Annotated in this window: 39 protein-coding genes and 1 pseudogene; 15 read left to right on the top strand and 25 right to left on the bottom strand. The window is 59.6% G+C overall.

Going from position 1 to position 25800, the window contains the following annotated elements; all coding sequences use genetic code 11:
* Positions 1 to 7: 7 nt before the first annotated feature.
* From G7047_RS19045 to G7047_RS18955, 19 genes are all read right to left on the bottom strand, one after another.
* Positions 8 to 430 (bottom strand): hypothetical protein, encoded by a 423-nt coding sequence (locus G7047_RS19045; RefSeq protein WP_166308903.1) that lies wholly within the window; start codon positions 428 to 430, stop codon positions 8 to 10.
* Between the two features lie 22 nt (positions 431 to 452).
* The gene (locus G7047_RS19040; protein WP_240939183.1) at positions 453 to 1529 is read right to left on the bottom strand and encodes a phage protease; all 1077 of its coding nucleotides are present in this window, start codon (positions 1527 to 1529) and stop codon (positions 453 to 455) included.
* A 164-nt stretch (positions 1530 to 1693) separates the two neighbouring features.
* Complete coding sequence (locus G7047_RS19035) at positions 1694 to 2122, bottom strand: Mor transcription activator family protein (protein WP_166308897.1); 429 nt, start codon at positions 2120 to 2122, stop codon at positions 1694 to 1696.
* Positions 2123 to 2146: 24 nt separating this feature from the next.
* A complete protein-coding gene (locus G7047_RS19030) occupies positions 2147 to 2593 on the bottom strand; it encodes a regulatory protein GemA (protein ID WP_166308894.1) in 447 nt (148 codons plus the stop codon).
* 4 nt (positions 2594 to 2597) lie between these two features.
* Positions 2598 to 3095, bottom strand: a complete 498-nt coding sequence (locus G7047_RS31185; RefSeq protein WP_240939182.1) for a hypothetical protein — start codon at positions 3093 to 3095, stop codon at positions 2598 to 2600.
* Between the two features lie 24 nt (positions 3096 to 3119).
* Positions 3120 to 3587, bottom strand: coding sequence for a hypothetical protein (locus G7047_RS19020; RefSeq protein WP_166308891.1), 468 nt, complete (start codon positions 3585 to 3587; stop codon positions 3120 to 3122).
* Positions 3584 to 4501 carry a recombination-associated protein RdgC gene (locus G7047_RS19015; protein ID WP_166308888.1) on the bottom strand — a complete coding sequence of 306 codons (918 nt, stop codon included), beginning with the start codon at positions 4499 to 4501 and terminating at the stop codon, positions 3584 to 3586. The genes G7047_RS19020 and G7047_RS19015 overlap by 4 nt, the downstream gene beginning before the upstream one ends.
* The gene (locus G7047_RS19010; RefSeq protein ID WP_166308885.1) at positions 4498 to 4911 is read right to left on the bottom strand and encodes a hypothetical protein; all 414 of its coding nucleotides are present in this window, start codon (positions 4909 to 4911) and stop codon (positions 4498 to 4500) included. Before G7047_RS19010 ends, G7047_RS19015 begins: the two co-directional genes overlap by 4 nt.
* On the bottom strand, positions 4908 to 5120 hold the full coding sequence (locus tag G7047_RS19005; protein ID WP_166308882.1) for a hypothetical protein: 213 nt from the start codon (positions 5118 to 5120) through the stop codon (positions 4908 to 4910). Before G7047_RS19005 ends, G7047_RS19010 begins: the two co-directional genes overlap by 4 nt.
* A 2-nt stretch (positions 5121 to 5122) precedes the next feature.
* Positions 5123 to 5671, bottom strand: a complete 549-nt coding sequence (locus G7047_RS19000; RefSeq protein ID WP_166308879.1) for a hypothetical protein — start codon at positions 5669 to 5671, stop codon at positions 5123 to 5125.
* Between the two features lie 10 nt (positions 5672 to 5681).
* A complete protein-coding gene (locus tag G7047_RS18995; RefSeq protein ID WP_166308876.1) occupies positions 5682 to 5954 on the bottom strand; it encodes a hypothetical protein in 273 nt (90 codons plus the stop codon).
* A gap of 7 nt (positions 5955 to 5961) precedes the next feature.
* Positions 5962 to 6168, bottom strand: coding sequence for a hypothetical protein (locus G7047_RS18990; protein ID WP_166308873.1), 207 nt, complete (start codon positions 6166 to 6168; stop codon positions 5962 to 5964).
* Positions 6169 to 6183: 15 nt separating this feature from the next.
* A complete protein-coding gene (locus G7047_RS18985; protein WP_166308870.1) occupies positions 6184 to 6336 on the bottom strand; it encodes a hypothetical protein in 153 nt (50 codons plus the stop codon).
* Entirely contained in the window at positions 6323 to 6769 is a 447-nt protein-coding gene (locus G7047_RS18980; protein WP_166308867.1) for a hypothetical protein, read from the bottom strand. The genes G7047_RS18985 and G7047_RS18980 overlap by 14 nt, the downstream gene beginning before the upstream one ends.
* Positions 6770 to 6781: 12 nt before the next feature.
* Positions 6782 to 7969, bottom strand: a complete 1188-nt coding sequence (locus G7047_RS18975; RefSeq protein WP_166308864.1) for an ExeA family protein — start codon at positions 7967 to 7969, stop codon at positions 6782 to 6784.
* Entirely contained in the window at positions 7966 to 9774 is a 1809-nt protein-coding gene (locus G7047_RS18970) for a DDE-type integrase/transposase/recombinase (RefSeq protein WP_166308861.1), read from the bottom strand. The genes G7047_RS18975 and G7047_RS18970 overlap by 4 nt, the downstream gene beginning before the upstream one ends.
* Positions 9775 to 9787: 13 nt before the next feature.
* Positions 9788 to 10810, bottom strand: a complete 1023-nt coding sequence (locus tag G7047_RS30960) for a hypothetical protein (protein ID WP_205904654.1) — start codon at positions 10808 to 10810, stop codon at positions 9788 to 9790.
* 17 nt (positions 10811 to 10827) lie between these two features.
* Positions 10828 to 11145: an IclR family transcriptional regulator gene (locus G7047_RS18960; protein WP_166308858.1), complete on the bottom strand. Its 318-nt coding sequence runs from the start codon at positions 11143 to 11145 to the stop codon at positions 10828 to 10830.
* Positions 11142 to 11396: a helix-turn-helix domain-containing protein gene (locus tag G7047_RS18955; protein WP_166308855.1), complete on the bottom strand. Its 255-nt coding sequence runs from the start codon at positions 11394 to 11396 to the stop codon at positions 11142 to 11144. Before G7047_RS18955 ends, G7047_RS18960 begins: the two co-directional genes overlap by 4 nt.
* 108 nt (positions 11397 to 11504) lie before the next feature.
* Here G7047_RS18955 and G7047_RS31530 point away from each other — a divergent pair, with 108 nt between their 5' ends.
* The gene (locus G7047_RS31530; protein WP_166308852.1) at positions 11505 to 11939 is read left to right on the top strand and encodes a helix-turn-helix domain-containing protein; all 435 of its coding nucleotides are present in this window, start codon (positions 11505 to 11507) and stop codon (positions 11937 to 11939) included.
* Here G7047_RS31530 and G7047_RS18945 read toward each other — a convergent pair.
* Entirely contained in the window at positions 11861 to 12088 is a 228-nt protein-coding gene (locus G7047_RS18945) for a hypothetical protein (RefSeq protein ID WP_166299502.1), read from the bottom strand. The two genes, G7047_RS31530 and G7047_RS18945, sit on opposite strands and share 79 nt — an antisense overlap.
* A gap of 222 nt (positions 12089 to 12310) precedes the next feature.
* Between G7047_RS18945 and G7047_RS18940 the strand changes: the two genes are divergently transcribed.
* The 14 genes from G7047_RS18940 to G7047_RS18875 all read left to right on the top strand — a co-directional run bounded on the left by G7047_RS18940 (position 12311) and on the right by G7047_RS18875 (position 20963).
* A complete protein-coding gene (locus G7047_RS18940) occupies positions 12311 to 12775 on the top strand; it encodes a hypothetical protein (RefSeq protein ID WP_166308850.1) in 465 nt (154 codons plus the stop codon).
* 54 nt (positions 12776 to 12829) lie between these two features.
* Complete coding sequence (locus G7047_RS18935; RefSeq protein ID WP_166308847.1) at positions 12830 to 13108, top strand: hypothetical protein; 279 nt, start codon at positions 12830 to 12832, stop codon at positions 13106 to 13108.
* Positions 13109 to 13254: 146 nt separating this feature from the next.
* Complete coding sequence (locus G7047_RS18930) at positions 13255 to 13620, top strand: putative holin (protein ID WP_240939181.1); 366 nt, start codon at positions 13255 to 13257, stop codon at positions 13618 to 13620.
* Positions 13620 to 14321, top strand: a complete 702-nt coding sequence (locus G7047_RS18925) for a transglycosylase SLT domain-containing protein (RefSeq protein WP_371813805.1) — start codon at positions 13620 to 13622, stop codon at positions 14319 to 14321. The genes G7047_RS18930 and G7047_RS18925 overlap by 1 nt, the downstream gene beginning before the upstream one ends.
* Positions 14318 to 14731 carry a hypothetical protein gene (locus G7047_RS18920; RefSeq protein WP_166308844.1) on the top strand — a complete coding sequence of 138 codons (414 nt, stop codon included), beginning with the start codon at positions 14318 to 14320 and terminating at the stop codon, positions 14729 to 14731. The genes G7047_RS18925 and G7047_RS18920 overlap by 4 nt, the downstream gene beginning before the upstream one ends.
* A gap of 105 nt (positions 14732 to 14836) precedes the next feature.
* Complete coding sequence (locus G7047_RS31355) at positions 14837 to 15076, top strand: TraR/DksA C4-type zinc finger protein (protein WP_166308841.1); 240 nt, start codon at positions 14837 to 14839, stop codon at positions 15074 to 15076.
* 11 nt (positions 15077 to 15087) lie between these two features.
* Positions 15088 to 15375, top strand: coding sequence for a DUF2730 family protein (locus tag G7047_RS18910; protein WP_240939180.1), 288 nt, complete (start codon positions 15088 to 15090; stop codon positions 15373 to 15375).
* Positions 15372 to 15665, top strand: coding sequence for an ArsR family transcriptional regulator (locus G7047_RS18905; RefSeq protein ID WP_166308835.1), 294 nt, complete (start codon positions 15372 to 15374; stop codon positions 15663 to 15665). Before G7047_RS18910 ends, G7047_RS18905 begins: the two co-directional genes overlap by 4 nt.
* Entirely contained in the window at positions 15613 to 16215 is a 603-nt protein-coding gene (locus G7047_RS18900; protein WP_240939179.1) for a phage protein Gp27 family protein, read from the top strand. The genes G7047_RS18905 and G7047_RS18900 overlap by 53 nt, the downstream gene beginning before the upstream one ends.
* Entirely contained in the window at positions 16212 to 17867 is a 1656-nt protein-coding gene (locus G7047_RS18895; protein ID WP_166308832.1) for a hypothetical protein, read from the top strand. The genes G7047_RS18900 and G7047_RS18895 overlap by 4 nt, the downstream gene beginning before the upstream one ends.
* Positions 17868 to 17876: 9 nt before the next feature.
* Complete coding sequence (locus G7047_RS18890) at positions 17877 to 19463, top strand: DUF935 domain-containing protein (protein ID WP_166308829.1); 1587 nt, start codon at positions 17877 to 17879, stop codon at positions 19461 to 19463.
* Positions 19456 to 20157 (top strand): phage minor head protein, encoded by a 702-nt coding sequence (locus G7047_RS18885; protein WP_166308826.1) that lies wholly within the window; start codon positions 19456 to 19458, stop codon positions 20155 to 20157. The genes G7047_RS18890 and G7047_RS18885 overlap by 8 nt, the downstream gene beginning before the upstream one ends.
* Positions 20157 to 20651, top strand: a complete 495-nt coding sequence (locus tag G7047_RS18880) for a phage virion morphogenesis protein (RefSeq protein WP_166308823.1) — start codon at positions 20157 to 20159, stop codon at positions 20649 to 20651. Before G7047_RS18885 ends, G7047_RS18880 begins: the two co-directional genes overlap by 1 nt.
* 9 nt (positions 20652 to 20660) lie before the next feature.
* Positions 20661 to 20963 carry a hypothetical protein gene (locus tag G7047_RS18875; RefSeq protein ID WP_166308820.1) on the top strand — a complete coding sequence of 101 codons (303 nt, stop codon included), beginning with the start codon at positions 20661 to 20663 and terminating at the stop codon, positions 20961 to 20963.
* Positions 20964 to 21105: 142 nt separating this feature from the next.
* Here G7047_RS18875 and G7047_RS18870 read toward each other — a convergent pair.
* The 5 genes and pseudogenes from G7047_RS18870 to G7047_RS18850 form a co-directional block, all read right to left on the bottom strand.
* Positions 21106 to 21630, bottom strand: a pseudogene (locus G7047_RS18870) (alpha-ketoacid dehydrogenase subunit beta); the annotation flags it as partial.
* Positions 21627 to 22634, bottom strand: coding sequence for a thiamine pyrophosphate-dependent dehydrogenase E1 component subunit alpha (locus G7047_RS18865; RefSeq protein WP_166308817.1), 1008 nt, complete (start codon positions 22632 to 22634; stop codon positions 21627 to 21629). The pseudogene G7047_RS18870 and the gene G7047_RS18865, both read right to left, overlap by 4 nt.
* Positions 22635 to 22731: 97 nt before the next feature.
* Positions 22732 to 23772, bottom strand: a complete 1041-nt coding sequence (locus G7047_RS18860) for a DctP family TRAP transporter solute-binding subunit (protein WP_166308814.1) — start codon at positions 23770 to 23772, stop codon at positions 22732 to 22734.
* Positions 23773 to 23833: 61 nt separating this feature from the next.
* The gene (locus G7047_RS18855) at positions 23834 to 25132 is read right to left on the bottom strand and encodes a TRAP transporter large permease (RefSeq protein WP_166308811.1); all 1299 of its coding nucleotides are present in this window, start codon (positions 25130 to 25132) and stop codon (positions 23834 to 23836) included.
* On the bottom strand, positions 25129 to 25731 hold the full coding sequence (locus G7047_RS18850) for a TRAP transporter small permease (protein ID WP_166308808.1): 603 nt from the start codon (positions 25729 to 25731) through the stop codon (positions 25129 to 25131). The genes G7047_RS18855 and G7047_RS18850 overlap by 4 nt, the downstream gene beginning before the upstream one ends.
* Between the last annotated feature and the right edge of the window lie 69 nt (positions 25732 to 25800).

Raw genomic sequence — 25800 nt, 5'->3', positions numbered from 1 at the left:
GACGTGATTACGGAGCGAGTCCGGCTTCGACGGGAACACGCGTTCCGATGCGTACCCAAACGCCTTGCTCGTCCACGTCCAGAATCACGCCTGCGATGCAGGTGCCAGCGTTGGCCACGGTCTGATCGTCGATCGCGAAGGCGTTCGCACCGATGTGAACTCGCGTGATGGCAGTGCCGCCTTCGCTGTTGTCAAAGCGAAAGCAACCGATGGCGCCGTCGCATTGCTCATCTCCTTCGGCTTGTACGGAGCGCTTGCGAGCCACTGCGCGCACAGGCTTTGCTGCATCCGCTGTAGCGGGAGTCGCGTTACCCAATCCGTCGAGGACGTACATCGAGCCTGCGAAGATCACTACACCAGCGGCGAGCGGATCGGCGACCAGGTCGGCAGCGCGCTGAGGCGTTGTTCGGTCTTTGTTCAGTGCGGTCATGTCAGTTCCTTGAAGCCAGAGATCAAGCCTTGCCCTTGGCGTAAGCCTCGGGTGTCAGGCCACAAGCGGCCGCTACGGCCAGCTCGTCGGCCGTCAGTCCGCCAGCAGTGCCGCCAGCGCCACCAGCCGCAGCGCCCGCAGGCGGCTTGCCATGCGTTTGCGTGTGTGTCAGGGCTGCAACTGGTTGGCGCACCTTCAACATGCCCGTGAGCACGGCCATCCCCTCTGGAGTCTTGGCCGCGTCGCGTGCCCATGTTTCCTCGGGCGGCAGCAAACGGCCATCGGCAAGAGCTGGAGCGATCAGGTCTTCAACGTCTCGGGCGTGCTGACGGGACGAGAGCGCGGCAAAGTTCGTTTGCAGCTCGGTCACCACAGTCACCGGAACGAACTTCGCCGGATCTGGAGTAGCAGATGCGCTCGCAGTACGCAGACTCGTGCAAGCCGCAGTCACGGTGTCGGCCGTCGCGTTGGCGTCCAGTTGCAAGGCCTTGCGTGCAGCATCGGACTGAGCCTTGTGGGCGGAGCAGGCCGCTAAGGCCGCATCTTCGGTAGTGTTCGCTGGCAAGCCAATGGCTGCGAGCAGTTTTTCCAGCAGGGTCACTGTGGTCTCCGGTGGGTTGGGAAGGTTGAAGTAGGCGGAAGCCGCGGCCATCAGGTTGACGGCCTCCATGCCAGCGATCGCTGGGTGGTTCGTAAGCGCGCCCATCAAAACCGACGCGATATCGCCGGTTTTCTTGTTGTAGAGAAAGACCGGCGAGAAGTAGCGGTACTCACCCGCTTGCACAAGATCGCGCGCCCGCTGGGTGAGTTCGACTTCTGCGAACAGACCACGCCCCTCGATCCAGCGAAGGCCATGCATCCAGCCTGCAGCTGGTGCAGGTTGGCCGTTGCTTTCCTTGTGTAGGGTCTGGTGCTCGTAGTCGATGACAGGCGGCTGTGCAGCGTTGAACGCCGCGATGACCTTGGAGGCAATCGCCCCATTGATGCGCCACGCGGGCACATCCATTTCGCGTCCATCCGAGGGCGTGAAGTCAGCGGCTGGGGTGAGTTGCAGCAGCGTGCGGCCCGGCGCTGCACCGCTAGCGGCGGTGTTCAGCATCGTTGCATCGAACGAGCAAGCCGCGATGGCTATTGCTGCGGCGAGGACTAGGGACGGGGAGGCTTTTGCGTGCATGCCGCCATGATTGGCGGGGCACGTGATTCAGACTAAGTAAAACGTTTTACTAAATCACTGACGCATTGCACGTCGGTGAACGATCTTGCTCAGGACTGGGTTTCGTCAGAGAAACCGGGCAATCGCGCTTGGCGTTGCTTGAACTGTTCCAACTGCCATGTGCCAATGATTTGGCGCACGCGCATTGGCGTGAGGTCGTACTTGTCGGCCAACACATCGTAGTTGCCCCGAAACTCTTCGCAGATCGAACGATCGCGGGCCGAGAGGTGCACTGCAATCCCCCTTGCCAGATAGATCGACCGTCCACCCTTCTCGTTTGCAAGGTGCTGCAGTTGAATGATGGCCACGCGCGCCATCGCCCTCAATACCGTGCTCCATGCTTCGGACGGATTCGACTGCCCTACACGGTTGTCCGTGAGCACCATGGCCTCAAAAAGACACAGTGCAACGTCTTTCATCTCGCCGGTCATACCAGGCGAAAGTTGCGCATCAAGCACCTGCGCTTCAGCAGCGGACATTCGTTTGACCAAGTGCATGGTGAGTTACCTTTCAGGTTTGCGAGAGTGCCACTCTTTGAGCGCTTCGATGCATGTATTGAGCTGAGCAGGAGTGCAGAAGCGCAAAGACGAAACATGCACTGTGCGTGTAACCCACGCATCAAGAGCGGCACGGCTTGTATTGTCGACCATGCCATCACGGTGCAGCTGGAGCCACAGTGCCCACACCTTGCGCTCGCGCGGGGATGCAATCGCCTTGGACCTTGCGAACTGCTGACCGTTCCAAGATCCCCGACGACCAGGACGAGCCACGCCCATGCGTTCGGCCAGTGACTGCATGTGGTCACGGACTTTGGTGCGCTCCGCTTGGTTCATGTCGGTCGAGCTGCTCTTGCCGGTGAGGTTGAGCAGCAATGCACGATAGTCGCCATCGGACAGCTGCAGCTGGGACTTCAGAGTGTGGATGGCGGCAATGTGGTTTGTCGTAGCCATGCTTTTACCCCAACAGCAGCGGACCCAGCCACCAGTTCCAAAGACCCATCAAGCTGCAGAGCAGGAAGATCCAGTGCTGTGCATGCATTGGCCACTCACGCTTGGTCCCGCTGACAACGATCCAAGCGGTGTTGCTGACAACGAATGCACCGAAGCCGTAGCCAGGAAGCGCAGGCATCGCGAGAAGCACCGCTCCAAGGATGCCAAAAATGGACCCGATCAACGCGACTGGAAAGGTCGGCAACGGGAAATCGCCTACAACGGCCTCTGAGGGTTCGGCGCGGCCTTCCCCTGCATTTTGGTTTTGGGACGGTTTGGGATGGGGTTTCATGGCTTGGCGGGCATTTCGTGATGGTTTGAGAAGTCCGGTGTTGCGGACACCGGGAACCGGACTCACCTCGCGCACCTGGATCACCAGGAGGAGGAACGCAGCGCTGATGAAGACCAGCGGCACGTTGGCGCGTGAACCTGCGGTGGTTGATGGCGATGGAAGCCGGGACACTTACCGCTTGTCCCTGCTGGTCAGTTACTGGCCCGCGAGAATGTTTTCTGGAACGCCGGGTTTGGAGAAGATCACGCCATCGCGGCTACCAAACCTTCCACACCAGGCGAGCCAGTCATCCAGAGCCTTGACAGCGTCGGCATCGTTCGATGATTCAGGGATGCCGGGAACAAACAGCTTGCCGTCACGGTAACCATGACGAGCTTTAGCAGCGATCCTCCCTTTGAGCATAGAGATGGGACCTCTGGCGATCTCGATGGCTCCGCTGCCGTCAGATTTATCGACTGGCAACGCATCGCCAATCTCGATTTCTCCAGAGCGCCAGCACCACGCCACTTGTGGACTCATGTCGTAGTAACTCTTGCAGCCACAGCGCGGGCACACACTGTCGGTCCACCCTTCGTGCTCGGAGTTGGGCCGCTGTTTGCGGTCGGACTCCATGTGTTGGTTGCGGCAGCGCGTGCACTTCACCTTGAGATTGAAGCGGCTCATGCTGCACCACCTTGCAACCCAAGTTCAGTCTGACTGTCACCACCAAGCGCGGCGATCAGATCCTGGATGAGCTTCTGCAGCTCGCCGGTAGTGATCGCCACATCGGCATCGAATCCCGAGTCGTCTTGCTTCTGGCCGTCGAACACGCCGTCGAGCAGACCGATCTTCTTAATGTGCAGCTGGTCGGTCAGTACGAAGGAGACGCGGTCATCCCAGCTCATGGCCAGCTTGGTTGGCAGCTTTCCTTGTTCGATGTGTTCGCGGATCTCGTCGATGTCGAGCGGGTGATGTGCGTAACGCACCACGGCCTTGGCTTCGTCGCAGCTCTTCAGTTCGCACTCGCGGTCGATGGAGAAACCGACTGGCGGTTCCTGCTCCTTGAGCCAGAACGCCATGCAGGCTTGAGGCGACTCGGCTGTGTCGAGCAGTGCCACCGCAATGCCGGGAAGTGCCTCGACCAGCATGGTCACCACTTCGTCGGCCTTGGCCTGACTGGATGCATCAACGACTAAGAGGTGGGCGCTGGGATCGATCCATACCCACATAGACGCTCGCTTTGTGAAGGTCATGGGCAGCAGGTCGAGCTCGGCTTCTTCCTTGAGCTCGCGGCGTTCCTTCTTGCCCGGTTTGCGCCCGGTTTCCTGTTCGATGAGCGCGGCTTTTTCGTCGACCTTGCGAGCGATCACGGAACCGGGCAGCACCTTGGCTTCGTTCATGAAGCGCAGCATCCACTGCCCGCCAATCGACTCGACCAGCAGACCGTGCTCCTCACCACGCGGCGGCACCCAGCCCACGGACTTCTTTTGGGTGGCGCCGCACTCAACGAATGCGCCCTTGGCAAGAGATTGCTCGACTTGGGCGAGATCCATTCGCCACTGTTCGGCAATGCGGTACACGATAGCGTTTTTGATCATTGCACTTCCTTCATGAGTCTCTCGAATGTCTCGATGCATGGAACAACGACAGACTCATAAACCCGCTTGCAGTCCTCGGCTTGGTAGCCAAATTCATTCACAAACGCTGAGAACGAGGTCAGGCGACCATATCGACGCAACCACTCCCAATACGCCCCAGCGATTCGAAGACGTTTTGCCTGGATCTCGCCAGCTTCACAAGCAAGACTCGTCTTGAGCGCAAAGAGCACTTGATGAATGCTGCCTAGACATTCCGTCAGTATTCCTAGCTTTGTGTTGTATCCCCATTGACCGGGAGAGCCCGCGACGCGGAGCAAAGTATCCAGTGCAGCAATCCATTTCTCGCACTCCTCACCGGAGGGCGCAACTGCTGCAAGCGGAAGGTTGTCGAATTCTCTTCCGGTACTCATGTCGTCGCTCCCTTCTTGGATTCATACGTGTCGCAGATAGCCATGGCTGTCACGCGGAAGCCATAGCGCTTGCACTTCCAGCCAGCCTTGTCATAAGGCGGCATGCGGTCGCTGTACTCCTGCTGGCCGTGCTTGCAGTCACGGCAGCCGGGACGTTCGCCTGCGGACTTGAAGCCGCAGCCCGCCATGGTTGATTGGATGGAGCCCATGGTTACGCTCCGTCCGCTTGCGCTTCTTTGATCGCCGCGTTGATCACGGACGTGACAGCCTTCTCGATGTTGCTGTCCACGCTCTTGATCAATGGCTTGTCGCCTTCGCCCTCCAAGCGCACTCCAATGCGGCGGCGAACATCCGGGCTCAGTTGCCGCAACGCTGCGGCCACGGGCTTCTTGCTCACCATGACCAACAGATCTACCTGCTCAGGCGCGATGACACCGGATTCAGAAAGCTCAAGGATCCGTGCACATACTTTCTCGTCATCCTCCCATTCGAGGGTGCCTTGGGCCGACTGCATGCCGAACTTGATGCCTTCGGCCACATAAGTGCGCGGTTTCTCGAACAGCTCGGGACTCTCGCTAATGGCCGCCACAAGCTCGTTGTGTTGCCGGGCGACCGTGCGCGCGACTTGACGGATCTCGTTGATGGAAGCGTTCTTGGCCGTGTCCAGATTGAACTGGAGCGTCATGAACAAGGCGGACAGTTTGTCGCGGGAAACACTCAGCGCTGTTGCATGCTTTAGGACATCTTGCAGAGTTGCCATGATGGGTCTTTCAGTGGATGGGGTGATTGGAGCCAACGGGCGTCTTGTTGAGTGCGTGGTGCAGCAGCTCACCGGCATACCCAGCGAGCTGGTTTGCCACGTTGTAGACGGCGTCCGGTGGCAACTGAGACACTGCGTGCCGATGAAGCATCGTCAGCGCCTCCAGGACAACGCAGGCGTTGTGAGTGCCGCGCAATGCGTCATAGATCTGCTGCGCGAGCGCGCAGCTCTCTTTGCGAAATTTCGCAATTTCTTGTGGAGTTGGTTTTGCGGCTGTTGACATAGCGACCTCAGCAGCGGTAGCCATGACTGGCAAAGTTCTTGTGATCCAGCGCGCCGTCGCGTGCTGGCGCTGCGAGCGCCTGCGACCAGACGGGCGCAGCCATGCGGTTGTATTGAGCTGCAGGCGTAGGGTTGGCCACGCGTGTCTGGGGCAGTACCTTGCCACGCGGGCGACCGCGCCCCTCCAGCGGTTGATGAGTCGAAGAGAACTTCATGATTGGCGCTCCTGGTCAGATCCGGCTGTTGAAGTAGGCGGACAAGGCACCGAACACCACAGCGATGACCAGACAGATCAGCCACTCGCGCAGAACGGGCCACCACTTGTTGGGGCGGGGGGGCGACTCAATGGAGCCGGATGCGAGGAAGTGGTCAGACTTGCGCATGAACCGCTCCTTGCTTGATGCCACGTACCACCGTGCCTTCGGTAGTGCCGTCTGCAAGGCGCACGTCATAACCCGTGAGCAACATGCGCGCTGCGCGATGCAGATGCGCAAAGGCCTCGCGTCCGGGCGGCAGCGCTGAGTCGATAAAAATCTTGCCCATTTCCCAGGCGTCGGCGTCAAACACTCCGGCGTCAAAGCCACCCGGAAGGCAAGCCGTGTAGGTATCCACCTCCAGCTCCAGGAATCCGCTGTACTGATAGATCGTGAACAGGTAGTCCTTGGATTTCATGCTGCCGTACCAATCCGGTGTGTCGCAGCGCACTCCAATCCCGAAGGCCACGCCTGGAATGATTTCTCCAACCATATTGCGATCGACGAGTCCGCGTAGGAACGCGATCTCGCGCTGCAGCTTGGTTTGTGCTTGTGCATTCATCGCATCTCTCCCTCAAATGGCCCGCACCACATCGCGATCAACGCGAGGTGCACCCAGATCTGCCGCCGTGTTGAGCGCGGTGGCCATCCAGTTGTTGATGTTCAGCGGATACAGCATGCTCATCTGCGCAGGCTCGCCGGTGCCTTGGACGGTCAGTCGGCTGCGCAGCTCATCGACGCCCTCGGGCGTGATGAACTCGTCGAGCTTGCGACCTGCTGCCGAAGCCCTGCATTGCAGATACGCAGAGAGGTCCGCACCCAAGGGCGGAAGGCGGGCGATTTCAATGCGCTGCATCACCTCGCGCACATCCCAGCGAGCGAGCTTCTTTTCCAGCTCTGGGTGCCCGACCAGCAGGATGCCGAGCATGGGCTTGCGGCCCAGTCGCATCTTTTCGTGCAGACGCTTCAGGTGATTGAGCGTTGGCACTGGCAGGGCATGGGCTTCTTCGATGATGAGCAGATGGGAGTGGCCTGAAGAGCAGGACTCGGTGAGCGCTGCATTCACCTGACGGGAACGAGCCTCCGCGTTGCTGGCCACGCTCGCCTTGGCATTGAAGGTGCGAACGATTGCCGTGTGAATGTCCACGGCCTTGACCGTTTTGCCCTTGGTGTCAGTCTCTTCGGCACCCTCCATGCTGGGCTCGATACACACGACCGACTTACGCTCTCGCAGGATGTTGTCTTTGAGATCGTCGAGCATGGTGGTCTTGCCCGCGCCACTCTCGCCGACGATGGCAACCATGCGAGCGCCGACCGCCGCCTGCCAAGCTACCTCACGCACAAAGCGGATGTTTCCATTGATGAACATCTCCGCATTGCTGGTCACTTCACCCACGAAAGGGTTGGTGAACAGGGCGAAGTGCCGACGTGTGGCTTCAGTTAAAGGTTGGGGTGGTAGTAACATAGCTTCCTCCTCTGGGGTTTCGATTGCATTTGCTTCTTCAGGGGCGGCCTCGGGCGCTGTAACGCCCGGGGCCAACTTTTTGGCGGACTCAACAGCGAGAGCCTCGCGCAACTGGGACGCCGAAGCGCCGTGTTTCTTCAGACACGCACGTACTGCCTGCTGTGCAGTAGTGGTGCCACGAGCGGGCCACACACCGTGCAGGACAATCCGGTTGATGGCGGTGCGGCTGATTCCGGTGTCCTTGCCAAGGCGGCTTTGGGACAGCTCCAGCGCTGACATGACGGTGGAAAGACTCATGCACCACCCCCAACCGCGCGCAAACCGCCTTTGACTGGCGCGTTGCACAGTGCTTGCCTTCGCGCCGCAATCAGTCCTGGAACAACATCCTCTGGAACACCCGCGTCTCCGTAGCGCTCGGTGAGCCAACCATAGGTACTCGGCTCGTAGACGTCGCCCAGTTCCAGACGCATGCGTTTGCAGACTTCAGCCACGGACTTGCGCACCGGCTCCACGCTGGGCGCGAATGCGCTATGCGGTGTACCTGGTCGCTGCATGTAGGTGGGCAGACTTGCCGCCTTTTCCTTGATGTCGGCGAACGGGTCGAACTGGCCCACGTAGGGAGCGGTCTTGGCTTTTTGCGCGGCTTCCACTTGGGCAGGAGTGGCGGGGCCTTGGGCTGTGGCGTAGGCCTGAGCCGCGATGCGCGCGCGCCGTTCGTCGGCGGGAGTGGCAGGCATGGCCTTGTATTCGTCTTTGTCGAGCCTCGGAGCGTCGGCGCGGTATCCCATCCAGCCTTCTTTCACGGGCTCGATCTGGTGCCACACGATCTCGCCAGTCTCGCGGTCGGTCACCCCCACGCGCACGGCGGGTGCGGCGAAGGGATTGACTGACACAAGCACCTTGTCGCGTGGAGATACCCCTTGCACATACCGAAGGTCATAGTCGCTGGAACCCTGACCCTTGAGCGCGAAGCTCACGGTCATGTTGCCGCTCACCACACGCGTTTGTGCAAGGCTCACGGGCAATTCCCGCATGATTTCCATGGATGGCGCCAACCGCAGGTGCTCGCTGCCGATAGTGCTCCATGCCGCATAAGGCGTCATGCCGTGGCGGCTGTGCTTCTTCGTGCCGTTTCTGCTGTGCATCCACAGCTCACCCAAGGCGTTCAGGCGGGCGATGGTGATCGTCTCGGGATCAATGAACTTCAGGCGTGATTCCAGTCCACGTTCAACAATGTTCTGTGACCCTTCAGCCGAACCCGTCGAGCGGCTTTTCTTGGGCGCGTGCCACTTCTGGCGGATCTCCATGGCGCTGCAGAAATTGCGAAACGAGGTGCTTTTGAAAGCGCTGCCCTGATCGGTGTAGATCAAGTAGGGCACTCCATGCAGAGGCATGGGCGTGCCTGCTGCATCTTGGCGTTGCCCCATCATCCACATGAGAAAGTCCAGCGCGTTCTCCGTGGTCTCACCACCCGAGTAGAAGCGCACCGCGATGGCGCCGCTTGCGTGCTCGGCTCCCACAAAGCGCACCAGGAGCTGGTCCATCACGCGCTTCAAGTTTTCAGGCTTGTTCTTGTAGTGCACACCATCCTCCTCAAGGAGGCGCAGTTCGCCCTTGGGCGTCTTGAAGAGCACGCACACGGAAGCGTCGATCTGCCATACCGCATTGATATGCTCGGTGCGCATGCTCACGTGTGGCGTGGGCGCGGACAGACTACGGCGATCAAGCCCGCGATCACGCAGCAGTCTGCCGACGTGGTTGGCCGACAAACGCGTTGCAATCTTTCCGTTGCTGTGCAGCGCGTCAATGGTCTCGGACAAGGGAATCATCCACTTGCCCGCACGCCGGTCGTGCAGGATCGTTCCTGCGATGAGTTCCAGCTCCGCGTCTGAGATGGCGGAGTCGCCCGCATCAGCTCGCCGCTTGCGGGGTGTTTTCAGGCCCAACTGTGCGGCGGCCTTCGACACGAGCGTGTACGTGCGTTGAACGGAGAGGTTCAACAGTTCGGCCGTGCGCTGAACGATGAGACCTCTAGCGCCATGATCAGCCGCAGCGACCTCATGCGCGGCGTTTGTGATGACTTCCATACGGATTGCGTCCATGGTGAATCCGCCTTCAATTGACGCGTCCAGATGAACGGGCACTCTCGGCGGCGGCGTTTCTGGCTTCAAGAACATTGAGGGCCTCTTCGTCAAGCCCAGTCGGCGAAAGGCGGTTTTCCAGATCGACTGAAATGCCGAACTCCTCAGTCATATCGACCATTTGCTGCGCGAGGAACTCAATGGCCTGACGAGCGCGGGTAAGAATCGCCTCACCCATGCCCCCCCCGCTGTCCGAGAGGGTTGCATCGACAGCCTTGAACAGGCGGTGCATGCCGAGATACACGGAACTGGTGACTTGATCCACCTCGGTGAGCAACGCCTGCTCGTGGGCCGAGCGAGCTTCCGATCCGGGGCGTGGCTTGAACTTGCGCGACGTCTGCTCTTCCAGGCGCGTGATCATCTCGGCCTTGGATTCCAGCACGCGGTCTTTGGCTTCGAGCGAGTCCTTGGCTTCTTGAACCTGCGCAGTCAGCGCCTCTTTTTCCTTGGCGTGGCGGGCAATGATCTCCTCAGCAAGATCAACAAAGCCTTCCTTGTCGCCCGTCTTCGCCACCTCGATCAGTGCGAGCTTCTGGTCTTCGGGGAGCTTCCGGTACTGGCGCATTTCTCGGTAACCTATGCCCATGCGGGACATGGATTCGAGAGCTTCAGAGCCAAATTGATTCAAGTTCGCGATAGCCTCGTTCGCATGTTCAGGTGTCCAACCAAGTACATTGCAAAACTCCGACCACGTTCCCGAAAACTCAAGACCGTCTTGAGTCTTTTGTCCCTTAAGTTGTTGATAAAGCTTATGTTCCTTGACGAATGCCATTTTGGAAGTCAAGACGGTCTTTGAAAACTTGGCAAATGAATCTGCCATCTGCGCCTGCCCGAGTACCTGATTGAGCAGGTCTCGCTCCTCTCCATAACCCGCTTGCAGGGCGGCGAATTGATCCGCTGCGCGGGCATCCCCGGCCAGAACTGCATGATTCGCGTTACTCGCCACTTCAATAGCGGCGGCAGTCGGCTTTCTTCCTGGCTTACCTTTTGTCGTCATCGTTCATCCTCTTGAATTCAAATGCGGCCGTAGCGCTGCTCAACGTCGTTGAGGTCTTGACGACCCGCCCGAAGCGCGGCGGCATGTTTGAGCGAAATTTCAATCACATGCGGCGTCAATCGCCATGTCTTCCCATTGGGGTGCAGCTCGGCCCAACCTGCGGTGCGCAAGTTGTCAAGATCACGAGTGGTGACAGGCGCGGCGCAACCCAATGCCTTGGCTATGGCGCCTGGTTCCAATCCCTGCAACTCATGCCCAGCAAGCAAGTCGATCAACTGCAATAGGCGCTGCAGTGGGGCACTGGTGTAGTTGGTGGCTCGGCTCTTGGCGTTCATGCCGAGGCTCCGACACGAGTAACTGCAGCGGGTGCAACTGGACGTTTACGACGTAAGACTGGCTTGTCTTTCCAGATCGCCGCGACTGGCTTGCCGATGGTCTTGGAAATCAACTCCATCACGTGAGCGGACTTGGCATGTCCGTGAATCACATGCGTAACCATCGATCGAGAAACGCCCGCTGACTCGCCCAAGGCGGTAAGCGTCACGCCCTTCATGCGCAAGGCAGCTTTTATTTCTTCTGGGTGCATGTTCTGATACCCTTTCACTCAACTTGTTTAGGTGTCGGCAGTTCTTGCCGTGTTGAGGCATATTGTGGTGAAACTTTTTTCACTTTGCAATAGGTAAAGGTGAAATAAATGGGAATTTCAGAACGACTGCAAGATGAGCGAAAGAGACTTGGTCTTACGCAAGAAGCTGTTGCAGAGAAAGTTGGGGCGACCAAGCGGTCTGTAATCAATTGGGAGGGGGGAGCCTCGTTGCCGGGAGCTGAAGCGCTCTCGCGGTATGCAGCCATAGATGCGGATGTCGGCTACATACTTACCGGTTTACCTTCAGATAGGTCCAAAGGCGCTCGTGCTCAATCGCCCGAGGAAACGGTATTGCTTGAGTATTTTCGCGCGGCATCTCCCACAGTTCGTCGAGCCGCGATAGGAGCCCTTTTGGGGGCCGCAACACCTGCCAGCCAAGTCATGCAAAATCACGGCGGAGGCAGTCACACCATGATTGGCTCGATCAGCGGCACATACAACCCGCCGTCAGCACCTAGTAAGACTTCGCGGCGCAAATCGTAGAAATTGGGTTCCATGCCTGCATCGCTGAGGAGCAAACGGTGAGTTTGAGGGAGACACTGAAATGGATCAAAGGAATCTTGCCAAGCCAGCGAATGGAAAATTCCGGGGGCTGCAATCTTCAGATCGGCGCGGTTTACGGCGATGTTCATCACACGACGGTCAACAATTACTACATCGTTTCGACTCAATGTATCAAGACGACTCAGAAGGGTGATTTGCGATCAGGAAATAGGTCTACAACACATTGAATATTTGCTTGAGGAGAGAGGGACGTGAGGCTAGTTTTGAAGATGCGGTTGGCCCTTGTGATAGGGCTACTTTCGGCGACACCAACTTGGGCGGTATACAAATGCACGCTTGCGGACGGGCGTGTGACGTTTCAGGACATCGTTTGCGACAATGGGTTCAAAAAATCCGAGTCCATAAAAACGCGTGAGGGGAACATTCTGCAGAGCCAAAATTCTGCAGAAAGGCCAAATGTTCAACCCAATGTCTCACTAAAAGGAGCTTCGGACGCGGCACCACTTTTGGCCTTGTATCGTCGGTGGGCAGATGCTGAACGACTTGCATTTTCGACATCACGAATTGCGCTTGCGATGCCCATCGCCAATCTTCAAGCACTCAAAAGAGAAGTCGAGGCTATGGACGTTCCTTCGTGCTTGAATCAAGCCAAAGGAACGCTAGACAGATTGATCGGTAAGTCCAATGAGGCAGTGCTGCAATTTGCAGCCAAAGAAGAAGTGACTTCAATGGTTTATACCTTGGTGGAGCGCCCAAAATTGATACCTCAGTTTGAGCGCGAGGTCACTGCTGCGCAATGCAGCGACTCGCAGTGATTCATTCCCTTGCACATCGATGCGAGGCCGTAAAGTATCGAACAAGGAGATGTCATGCCCGACAAAAAAACCCGGCAATATGTCAAATTTCGCAGGTGGATGCGTCAGCCCAATCCGCAGCTTGAGAAGCCACCATTGACTGACGATATGGCAGGTATGAAAGAGTACCTCGAGAACGCATTTTGGGAGGTCTGGCAGGCCGGTTACAACGAAGCGCTTGGCGATGCACACGCGATGTTTATTGGTCGCGCGCGCGAGATTCGAAGTCATTTGAAATCCGTAGAGGGCCAGTTAAGGCCCCCAGAAATGGAAAAAGGTAGTTCGCGTGAGTGAAGTCGTTTGGGTTGCTTTCATCAGCACTGGCGCGGCGGCCGTCGGGCTGAACGTTTCATGACTTCATGATCTCTAACGTGACACCAAACCAATAAGTAAAACGTTTTACTTAGCCCCTCTCGAGCATGCGCGGCATTGTGCTGTGCATGACGCTCAAATCCATCCCCATCTGGCTGCGCGCTCCGCGCAATTCGTTGTTTGCCATCTTGGCGGTCGTGCTGCTCGCGCTGATCGCTTGGCTATCGCCGGTGCAATTGCCGGTGGTGCTCTACAAGGCATCGCTGATCGCCTTGGCCGCCGTGATCGGATACTGGCTCGACCGTGCGCTGTTCCCCTATGCGCGGCCGGACTCATACCTGTACCGCGACTGGCGCCACGGCACTGACGAACCCGAAGGTGACGTGGACTATCCCGTCGCCAAGCCTGAATACATCACCGCGTTCTGCGTTGCCCAGATCCGGCGCGCCATCATCGTCGGGTGCGTGGTGATCGGTGTTGCGGCGGGCCTGTAATGAGCCGCGCCATCATCATCGGAGTTGCGCTGGCGCTTGCCGCAGGCGTGGCTTGGCATGCTACGCATCAACTTGCAGGCACTGCCCAGCAAGCACAGAAGCCGCAGGAGCCATCGCAGCCATCTGTTGCACCCGACACCCTCGCCATGGTGGCAACCGGCGCACCTGCAGCGCCAGCTGCAGCTCTGCCATATCGGGCACTGCTGATTCGCACGTCGCGTGTAGTCTGGGGCATGGATGCGCCAGTCGCCGTGTTCGCTGCACAGGTCCACCAGGAGAGCGTCTGGAAGCCGAATGCAGTTTCCCGCGTCGGCGCACAAGGCATGGCGCAGTTCATGCCTAAAACCACGGAATGGATCGCCACGATCGATCCCGAGCTGGCCACAGCTGAACCGTTCAATCCCGCGTGGGCACTTCGTGCATTGGTTGTCTACGACCAATGGCTGTTCGAGCGCACGCCGACCAGATATAGATCGCGAGATCGTATGTGGGTCACCTTGCGCGCCTACAACGGTGGTCTTGGCCACTGGCAGAAAGAGGCGGCGATTTCCGGGATCGCGCAGCCCAGTCGTGAGGATGTGGACGCCGCGTGCGGCAAGGCGCGGCGTGCGGCCGTCCACTGCAAAGAAAACCTTCAATACCCAGCACGCATTTTGAACGTGCATCAACCGCGCTATGCGTCATGGGGACCGGGACTATGAGTCGATCTGCCATTGCATTGGGATTCGTCTTGGCCGTGATTGCAGCGGGCGTTGGTGGCTACGGCTACGGGCATTCCGAAGGAAAAGCGTCACAGGTGGCGGACTACAACGCCAAGGCCGTGAAGCAACTGGGCGATCAACTCTCTACACATGACGATCTGGTGAAGCGATCGACAGCAGCCAATCAAGCACTGCGCGCCACGATCCAGTTGCGCAAGAAGGCCAACCAGCAGACCTCCGAGGTACTTACCCATGAACTCAACTCTACGGCGGACAGCCGCGCTGGCTGCGTGTTTCCTCCTGGCGTCATGCGCGAACTCTCCGCCGCCCGCGACCGGGCCGCAGAAGCCGCGTCTGGCGGAGTATCAAGTGCAGTGCCCGGAGCCACCTCTGGCTCCACAGGGCGGTGATGTCGATCCCGTCGCGAAGGCGCTCAAAGAGATGTACGACCTCTACGCAATTTGCGCAGGCAAAACTGCAGAGCGCATCAAGTGGGATGAGCAGGAGACGCTCCGGTGACTGACCACATTGATGATGCTTGTGATCGCGAAGAACAAATCCGCGCAGATGCTCTGCGGGACCAAGCCTTGCGCGCCGGGATCGACGGAAAGACAGCAGCCGACTCAGCGCTGTTTTGTATTGAGTGCGGCGACGACATCCCCGAGAAACGACGCAAGGCGGTTCCCGGTTGCGAGCGCTGTGTGTCATGCATGGCTGTATACGAAAGAACAAAGAAACGATGGGGCCTTCAATGAGTTTCACAGACATGACCTACAGCTTTGAGGCGGTCCGCTGGTTGATGCTAACCGCCATCGGGATCTATGCATGGTTTGTTGGCCGCCAATCTGCGAGCGGCGCGGAGCTGCTGGAGCTGCGCACCCGCATCACCACCCTCGAAGCCCAAATGGCACAGGTGCCCAGCCAGCAGCAGCTGCATGAGCTGGTTGCCACTGTGGAGCGAATGCGAGGAAGCATTGAGGCCGTGGGTGCGCGCATTGAGCCGCTTGCCCACAGCGTGAACCGAGTTGAAGACTACTTGTTGCACAAGAAATGAACCAGTTCTCTACCTTCATGGCGGAAGACCGCCGCCTCGTAATCCTGCGAGTCCTCACCGAGTTGCCCGCATACCGCACCAACTCGTTTTTGCTGCAGACGTTGCTGTCGAAGTGGGGACACGATCCCAGCTCGGACCAAATCAAGACCGATCTGACGTTTCTGCAGGAGCAAGGTCTTGTCACCAACGAGATCGTGGAGTCCGTCTACATCGCCACCCTCACGACACGCGGCGCAGATGTCGCTGCAGGCCGTATCACGACCCCGGGCGTCAAGCGCCCAGGAGCCTGACATGGGCCGCAAGTCAAAAGTGTCTCGAATGGCACCAGAGGCGCGCAAGCATCTTGAGAAGCTGATGCGGGAAGACCGGCTCACCCTCAATGAGCTTCTCGCTGAAATGCGAGCCAAGTTTCCCGAAGAAGATGTTAGCCGCAGCGGAATCTATCGCTACCAAGCGGGCTTCGAAGAGATGGTTGGCCGTATGCGTGAAATCGAGACGGCCGCTGGCGTGCTCGTGGATGAACTCGGTGAGGGTGTCGGCGACAAGGCCGGGGCGTTGCTTGCGCAAGCTGTCACAACGCTGGCGACGAATGCGGCGCTCAACGCCCACAGCAACGACAAGATCAGCATCAAAGAAGTGTCGGAGCTGGCTCGGGCAGCGCGTGCCGTAATGCAGGCCCGCACGATGAGCATCGAAGAGCGCGAAGCAGCAGAAGCCGCTGGCCGTCGCAAGCTGCTTGCCCAACAAGAGGAAAGCCTTCAGGAGGTAGCCAAGGCCCAAGGCATGGATGAGGCCCAAGTGGACTTCTGGCGACGCAAGTTCTTGGGAATCGGCCAATGAACATCATCAAGCCGCTTGCCTCAACTCTGCGCACGCTGGAATGGGAAGACTTGCCCGCCAGCGTGCGCGCTATTCCAGAGGGCTTTGACCCTCTGGCCGATGGCGTATTGATGCTGCATCAGCGTCAGGTCGCGGCGATCGACGCAGCAATCATTGCGGTTCCCAAGGGGCGACGCACCGGAATCACCTTTGGAACCATGTTGAACAAGACGCTTGTGGCGGCCGCACGCAAGAGCGCGGGCGGTGACAACGTCTTCTACATCGGTGACACCAAAGAAAAAGGCTTGGAGGCGATTGGCTACTGCGCAAAGTTTGCCCGCGTCATCGCTCAGGCCCAAGGGCAAGGTGTTTCGGGCGTTGAAGAGTTCCTGTTTGAAGATCAGGACGAGAGCGGCAAGACCAAAAACATCACAGCCTACAGAATCCGCTTCGCAAGCGGATTTCAAGTCTGTGCGCTGTCCAGTCGTCCTGCCAACATTCGCGGATTGCAAGGTCATGTGGTCATCGATGAGGCCGCGTTCCATCCTGATGTGCAAGGCGTTCTCGACGCGGCGACCGCTCTGCTGATCTGGGGTGGTCAGATCACTGTGATCAGTTCACACAACGGCAAGAACAATCCGTTTGCCCAGTTCTGCCGTGACATCGAGGCTGGGCGCTACGGTGCAGACGCCCAAGTGGTGACAGTGACGTTCGACGATGCGGTCGCCAACGGCTTGTATGAGCGCGTTTGCATGATGAAAGGCACCAAAGCCACTGCGGAAGGCAAAAAGGCTTGGTACAGCAAGATCCGCAATGGCTACGGCGTGCGTAAAGCGGCGATGCGCGAAGAGCTGGATGCGATCCCCCGCGATGGCAACGGTGTTTGCCTGCCCGGTGTCTGGATCGAACAGGCGATGGTGCTGCCTCCTGAGAAAGTGTTGCGTCTGACGCTTGATGAGGATTTCGTGCTCAAGTCTCCAGCAGAGCGCGAGGCGTGGGTGGCGGATTGGATTGATCGCTACCTTGAGCCCGAATTGGCCAAGCTCGATCCGAAAGAACGGCATGTGTTTTCGCATGACTATGCGCGGCATCGTGACTTCTCCAGTTGGGGTGCGATATCACTGGGTGCAGGTATGCGCCGCCGACTTGCCCTGTCGGTTGAAATGCACAAAGTGCCCTATGCGCAGCAGCGCCAAATCACTTGGTATGCGATCGAACGCTTGCCACGTCGGTGTGGCGGCGCGATGGATGCAACCGGCTCAGGTGAGCCGCTCGCAGAAGAGACGGCCGACAAGTTCGGTCACAACCACGTGCACCAGATCAAGCTGAACCGTGCGTGGTATGGCACATGGATGCCGAAGCTGGTTCAGGGGTTCGAAGACGGAATGATCGAGATTCCCGCAGACCCCAACATTGCGCAGGACTTGCGAGCCATCGAAGAAGTTGATGGCGTGGCCATGGTGAGCAAGGTTCGGCGCAGTGACGTGAAAGACCCTGACCTTTTCCGCCACGGCGACAGCGCCGTGATGCTTGTGTTGGGATGGTTTGCGACCCTGAACCTCAATGCGGTGATCGATTACATCCCCGTGCCCTCGCACTCACGCGGGTTTGACAACACGCGCAGCGGGCACGATGACTTGGATTTTGAAGTGCCAGAGCACAGCGGCTGGTAAGGAGGAAACATGGCACAAATTTTGGGGCCGGACGGTCGGCCAATCAGCAACGAGATTCTGGCCACGCCACAAACCTCGCATTTGTCTCACCTTCAGCGTGAGATGCAAACGCATCCGACACGCGGGCTCACGCCATCCAAGCTGGCATCCATCCTCGATCAGGCAGAGCAAGGACAGCTGCAGGCGCAGTTCGACTTGTATGAGGACATGGAAGAAAAGGATGGTCATATTGCTGCTGAACTGGGCAAGCGCCGCCGCGCGCTGTTGGTCAATTGGAGCGTGACCCCACCGGACAACGCTTCCGCAAAGGAGGCGAAAGCAGCAGCTCAGCTGTCTGAACTGCTGGCTGAAATCCCGGACTTCGAAGACGTGCTGTTCGACATCACGGATGCGATCGGCAAAGGCTTTGCCTGTTGTGAAATCGAGTGGCACAAACCTGGTAAGTACTGGGTGCCAAAGACCATCACGCACCGCCCGCAGAGCTGGTTTGGCGTGCATCGTGGCTATCGCCAAGAGCTTCGCCTGCGTACCAACACGACGGCAGAAGACGGCAGCATTGGAGAGCCGCTGCAGCAGTTCGGCTGGATCACCCACGTCCACAAAGCCAAGAGCGGCTACATCGAACGCACTGCCATGTTTCGTCAGCTCGTGTGGCCCTATTTGTTCAAGAACTACAGCGTCGGCGATCTGGCCGAGTTCCTGGAAATCTATGGAATCCCTGTCCGAATCGGCAAGTACTCCACCGGGGCCAGTGAGAAGGAGAAGATGACGCTGCTGCGTGCGCTCGCCGGTATTGGTCGCAATGCGGCAGGCATCATCCCTTCGGGCATGGAGCTGGATTTTTTGGACGCCGCGACCGGCGATCCTGCCGCGTTCGAGCTGATGATGAACTGGTGCGAGCGCACTCAATCCAAGGTCATTTTGGGCGGCACGCTCACCAGCGGCGCGGATGGAAAAAGCAGCACTAATGCCCTTGGCAACGTCCACAACGAGGTGCGCAAGGACCTGCGTGACAGTGATATCCGGCAAGTCTGCAGCACCGTGACGCGTGATCTGCTCTTCCCAATGGCCGTGCTGAATGGTCTTGCACCAGATGGGATTCGTCGCGCCCCCGTTTTCTGCCTCGACGTGGGTGATACGGAGGACTTGACGGCGTTTTCCGAGGCGCTGCCCAAGCTCGTGAAAATCGGCATGCAGATTCCGGTGCAGTGGGCTCAAGAGCGCCTTGGCATTCCGCAGCCAGACAAGGGCGAGGCTGTCCTGCAGACCATCGAAGCCGGAGCTACATTGCCTCCCGGCCTCGCGGAACAGGCTGCAGCTCTGTCTGGCCAAGTGCCGCCCCCGGCGAAGCCGCACCCGCCCCGATTGATGGCACAACAGTTGGCGGCGCAGATGCGAGCCCCTGCGGCCGCGTGGGTGGAGCAGATCCGAGAGATTGTGGCCAACGCAAACAGCCTGGAAGACATCCGGGACGGATTGGAAGCGCTCAGGCCTGATATGTCGCTGGACGACTACGCCGCAGCGATGGCCTTGGCCTTGGCCGCCGCGCAGCTGGCGGGACGCTACGAGGTGATGCAGGAGGCCGCCAATGGCTGATGCGGCGTATGGCAGTCTGCCGTTCAAGGAAATGATCGATTTCTTTCGGCGCAAGCTCAATGTGCCTACCGAGGCCTGGACGGACATCTACGCGGCCGAGCACGAATGGGCGTTCACTGTGGCCGGTGCAAACTTGGACGCAATGGTTGCAGACTTTCGCGAAGCCGTGACTCAAGCCATCGTGGAAGGCGCGACGCTCGAGACGTTCCGCCAGAGTTTTGACAACATCGTCGCCAAATACGGTTGGGACTACAACGGCGGGCGCGACTGGCGAACCCGTGTGATCTACGAGACGAATCTGAACACCAGCTATGCCGCTGGTCGCTGGGATCAGCTGCAGGCGGCTCCTTTTTGGCGCTACGAACACAGTGATTGGGTGGAAAACCCACGCCACCAGCATGTAATGTGGGACGGGAAGGTGCTGGCACGTGACGATCCGTGGTGGCGCACCCACTATCCGCCCAATGGCTGGGGATGTCAGTGCAAGGTGATCGGCCTTTGGCCACGAGACCTGAAGCAATTGGGCAAATCCGGGCCCGACGAAGCCCCGAAGGTCGAGTGGGTGGATCGCGAGATAGGCAAGAACAGTCCCACTGGACCGCGAGTCGTGCGCGTTCCGAGTGGCATTGATCCGGGATTCGAATACGCACCTGGCAGCGACAGCTGGCGCGCATACAAATCCGGAGGGCAATGATGGCCGGAGCACGCTTTTATGTCGATTTCGACGCCACCACCGCCACAGCCAGCCTGCGCGGCCTGCTTGGATCCATCGAGCGGCCCGCATCGCTGCTGGCGGAGCTGGGTGAGTATGGGCTGCGCACTACCCGCGAACGGTTCAAAAGTCAGACCGCACCCGATGGCACAGCATGGGCAGCACTGCAACCCTGGTACAAAAAAGAGAAGAGCCAGAACAAGAACCGAGTCCTGACGCTACGCGGATTCCTCCGTGGCCAGCTGGTGAGTCAGGTGGTAAACGGCAAGTCGGTCGAGATCGGCAGCAACCTGATTTACTCGGCCGTCCACCAGTTCGGTGCCACGATCACACCGACGAAAGGGAAGTTTCTACGCTTCAACGGTCACGTGGCCAAGTCGGTGACCATTCCGGCCCGCCCATATCTGGGACTATCGGACGAAGACCGCAACGAGATCGTGGAGCGAACGCTGGAGTGGATGCAGCGACAAATGTGAGGACCAACCATGAGCAATCCCTGCCTTATTTTGGATATTGCTTGCGCGGAGTACTGGCTACCGTTCAAAGGTTGTCGCCGAATCGAGCCGAGCAACCAACCGACCGTCTTGCACCCAAACCGCGAGGTGGCTGAAGCGGAGGCGCTACGCCTCGCCGCAGCTCACCCTGGTAGACGCTTCGCAGTCTTCGAGATCATGACCGCTGCAACTACAATTCGTGTTCCCACCCACGTCAGCATCAGCGGGAAGGTGATCTGTGATCGTCCCATGGCGCAACTGATGATGGTGAGTGAACCTGAAATCCCGTTCTGAAATGCTCCAAATTGCCAGCGGCCCGAGTACTTTCACCACAGGAAAGGGAGTTGCAGAATACGTTTCGATATTGTTCGGACGGTTCCACTAAGTTTCGGATTTATCTCACCTGAGGCCTGTGGTTTATCTCACTCCTGTTCAGCAGCAGGCCGTAGTTGTCCTGAGGTGTCGACGGCGCGACCACCACCAGCCCCGGCACATGCGCAAACCATGCTTCAAACGACTGCGAGTGCTGCGCGGCAGAGGCCGTCCAGATGCCGATGGGTAAGCGCGCCACCAGCGGCACGCGGCCCTGTCCGCCGAACATGTAGCGGTTCTTCGCGGCCTGATTCACCAACTCGTCGATGGCGCAGAGCGCGAAGTCGGCCACGCGCATTTCGACGACAGGGCGCAGCCCCGCGAGCGCCATGCCTACGCCAGCGCCCATGATGGTGGCCTCGGAAATAGGCGTGTCGATCACGCGCTCACAGCCGAACACATCGACCAGATTTTTGCCGCCCGCCGTGCGGTACTGGCCGAACACGCCGCCGCGCCCGAGGTCCTCGCCCATTGCGACCACGTGCTGGTCGGCGCGCATTGCCTCCTCCAGTGCCGTCGCTGCAGCCTGCGCGTAGCTCATCGTGGTCACGCTGGGCTGGGTTGGTGTGGATGTTGCAAAGTCGGTCATGCAAAGACTCCTTTGCCGGTGGTCATGATGTCAGTGTAGGCGGCCGATCTGTCGGGCCATGGGGCGGCGCTGGCAGTGGCGAGCGCTGCGTCGATCTCGGCCTTCGCTTCAGTCTCGATGTGTGCGGCCTGATCGCCCAGACCGCGCTGCATCAGCAGTGCGCGGGCACGTGCGATGGGATCATTTCTAAGTGCCGCGGCCACCTCAGCTGGGTCGCGGTAAGTGGCCGGGTCAACCGACACATGGCCTTTTTGGCGATACGTGATCGCATGCAGCAGCCTTGGGCCCGAGCCTGCGCGGATTTGCGTGATCAGTGTTTCAGCGGCGGCGCTCACGGCCTCAACGTCGTTGCCATCCACACGCGTTGCACCGATGCCCATGGACTCGGCTCGCGCGCTTGCGGCGTTGCTGCCTGCGGTCATCGGCGCGGATTGGGTGGTGGCAGAAATCTGGTTGTCCTCGCAGACGAAGAGCACGGGTAACTGGTAGACCTGTGCCCAGTTCAGCGCTTCGAGAAACGGGCCGCGATTGATCGCGCCATCGCCGAAAAAACTCACGGCAATGGCGCCTGTCTTGCGGATCTTGAGCGCGTGCGCCGCGCCCACGGCAATCGGCAGCCCGGCGGTCACCACGCCGTTCGCACCCAGCATGCCCACCGAAAAATCGGCGATGTGCATGGAGCCACCCTTGCCGCCGTTGTAGCCGGTTGCGCGGCCGAAGAGCTCACACATCATCTTGGTTGCGTCCGCACCCTTGGCCAGCGTGTGGCCGTGGCCGCGGTGGGTGGAGGTGAGCAGGTCTTCGGGCGTGAGATGGGCGCAGACGCCGGTGGCGACGGCCTCCTGTCCGGTGGACAGATGCAGGGGGCCTTTGACGCGCACTTCGGCGGCCTTGTCGGTTGCGGCACCGCCCCAGGTGACGCCGCCTTGGCTTGCGGCTTCGGCGGCGTCTTCAAAGGCACGGATGCGCACCATGGTGCGGTAGAGAGAGAGCAGGTCGGTCATGACGTGTTGAAAAACGTGGACTCGAAAAAAAACGCGCATCCAGTGCTGCTGTGATGCGCGGTTTTCGATAAGGACGGGCGCCCCGGCGATTCCGGTGTCAGGGCTTAGGACGTGCGGCGATGGCCTTTTCCGCCATGTCCACGAGGTTGGTACCGATGGTCGGCTTCCACTTCTCATAGACCGGGCGGGTGACCTTCACGAACGCGGCGCGTTGCTCGGGCGTGAGCTGCGTGACCGTCACGCCCATGCCCGCGATGTCTTTCAGCAGTGGCTTGCCGGGCTCGACCAAACCCTTGCGGGCGATGCCGATTTCCTGCTTGCCTGCATCGATGGCGGCCTGGCGCACGATGTCCTGATCGGCCTTGCTCCAGCTTGCCCAGATGTCCTTGTTGACCACGAATACCAACGGATCGGCCATGTACCCCCAGGTCGTCACGAACTTCTGGCCAACAGTGTGCAGCTTCAGGATCGTGAACATGAAGAGCGGATTTTCCTGCCCATCGACCGCGCCGCTGGAGAGCGCGGGCTGCGCGTCGGCCCAACTCATCTGCGTGGGATTGGCGCCCATGGCGGTGAACATGTCGGTGAAGATCGGCGAGCCGACGACGCGGATCTTCATGCCCTTGAGGTCTTCGGGTTTGCTGATGGCATGCTTGGAGTTGGTCAGCTCGCGGTAGCCGTTCTCGCCCCAGGCGAGCGGCATCACGCCGGATTTTTCAAGCGTCTTGAAGACTTCCTGGCCGACCTCGCCCTGCGTGAGCGCATCGACGGCAGCGTAGTCGGGCATCAGAAATGGCAGCGAGAACAGATTCAGCGACTTCACCTGCGGCGACCAGTTGATGGTCGAGCCAACAGCCATGTCGATCACGCCCTGACGCAGCGCGCTGAATTCACGCGTTTGGTCGCCTTGGATCAGCGAGACGCCGGGGTAGAGCTTGATGTTGATGCGGCCCTTGGTGCGTTCCTTCACGAGGTCGGCCCAGATCTGGCCGGCCATGCCCCAGGGCGATGGCGGGCCGAGCACCAGCGACAGGCGGTACTCGCTCTTGTAGTTTTGCTGCGCGAGCGCCACGGAAGGCGAGAGTGCCAGCGCTGCGGCGGCTGCGGCCGTGGCGGTCAGGAAAGTGCGAAGCTTCATGCGTTTGTCTCCTCGTTGGATGGGCAGAAAAAACCGTTTGGAAATTCGATCAACAACTCGTTCAGTAACCCAGATATTTGGGCAGCCACAGCGCCAGTTGCGGGAACGCGATCACCGCGATCATCACCAGGAACATGGCCAGCAGCATGGGCCCGACCCAGCGCACGGTCGACTCCATGCGCACATTGGCGATGCGGCACGACACCATCAGGTTCACGGCAAGCGGAGGTGTGAACTGGCCGAGCGCAACCTTGAGCGTCAGGATCACCCCGAACCATACAGGGTCCCAGTTGTAGTGGTTCATCACGGGCAGCAGCAGCGGCACGAAGATCAGGAAGATCGACACGCCGTCGAGGAACATGCCGACGGTGATGAGCAACAGAATCAGCAGGGCCAGCACGCCGTACTCGCCGAGGCCCGAGTGCACGATGGCATTGGCAACCGGATCGATCACGCCGAGCGTCGAGAGCGAGAAGGCGAAGATGCCCGCGAGCGAGACCACGAGCAGGATCACGGCGGAGAGCTCGCCCGCTTCCCGCAGGATGATGAACAGATCGCGCACCTTGATCGTGCGGTAGATGACCATGCCGACGAACAGTCCGTAGAACACGGCGACCACGGCCGCTTCGGTCGGTGTGAACCAGCCCGCGCGCATGCCACCCAGAATCACCACTGGCGCGGCAAGGCCCCATGAGGCCTCGCGCAGGCTCTTCCAGAATGCCGGGCGCGGCAGCGATGATTCGAGGTGGCCCATTTTGTGTTTGCGCGCCATCCACACGGCGGGGAAGATCAGCGCAATGCCTGCAAGCACGCCGGGCACCATGCCTGCGGCGAACAGCGCGGGCACCGAGGCGCCGGGCACAAGCACCGAGTAGATGATGAATGCGACCGAGGGCGGAATCAGAATGTCGGTGGCCGCCGCAGCGCCCACGACCGAGGCCGAGAAGCTCGCGGGATAACCGGCACGGTTCATCGCAGCGATCATCACTGCGCCAACGGCGGCGGCGTTCGCCGGGCCCGAGCCCGAGATGCCACCCAGAAACATTGCCACCGAAATGGCCACCAGCGGCAGCATGCCCGGCCCGCGTCCGACGATGGCCACTGCGAAATTCACCAGCCGCAGAGCGACGCCGGAGCGGTCGAAGATCGAGCCGACGAGCACGAACATCGGAATCGCCAGCAGCGGATATTTGCCCAGACCTGCATAGAAGTTCTGCGGCACAGCGAGCAGGCCGAACCACTGAGTCTCTTGATTCGCGAGCGCAATCGCGGCCGCACCCGCGAGACCCAAGGCCGCGCCGATGGGCACGCCCACCAGCATCAGCACGATGAAGGCAACAAACAGCAGGGTGGCAATCATGGCTGTTGGCCTCCTGCCGGGGCGTCACCGGACTCTGTCGTGTCGGTGAGGTATTCCAGGTCCGACTGGCGCGAGCGGCGGATGAACAGTCCAACAGCGCGCAGCGCAATGGCGATGGACAGAATCGGCAGCCACATCGTGTACCACCAGACCGGTACGCCAATGCCCGGCGAGGTTTCCTCGAAACGGTAGTCGTCCCAGAGCGTGCGGATGCTGAGCACGGCGATCAACGTGAACAGCACAGCAACCAGCACCGCGCCGAGCTGTGCGAGCTTGCGGCGGCGGTGGGCCGAGCCGCTCTCCGAGAAGAACTCGATGCGGATATGGCGGTCACGCGCGACGGCAGCCGAGCCCGCCACGAGCGCGAGCACGATCATGAGGAACACCGAGATCTCTTCGGTCCACGCGAACGACGAACTGGTGAAGTAGCGCACGATCACATTGGCAAAGGTGATCAGGGCGAGGGCCGCCATCACGATGACAGTGAGCCAGTCTTCGATGCAAAGGGACCGGGGTTCGTCGGGGGAGGATGGGGAGGAGGAGAGTGCGGTGTCCGAAGCGGCCTGTGGATCCGACTCGGAGGGAGGTTTGGAGGACATCTGAAACGGCGGGAGCAAAGATTCAACGAACGGATGGATGCCAACGCCTTGCCCGACCATGTGGTGCAT

Origin of the sequence: Diaphorobacter sp. HDW4A (assembly GCF_011305995.1) — a bacterium.
Lineage (GTDB): Bacteria > Pseudomonadota > Gammaproteobacteria > Burkholderiales > Burkholderiaceae_C > Diaphorobacter_A.
This window is presented reverse-complemented; position numbering and strand designations above follow the sequence as displayed.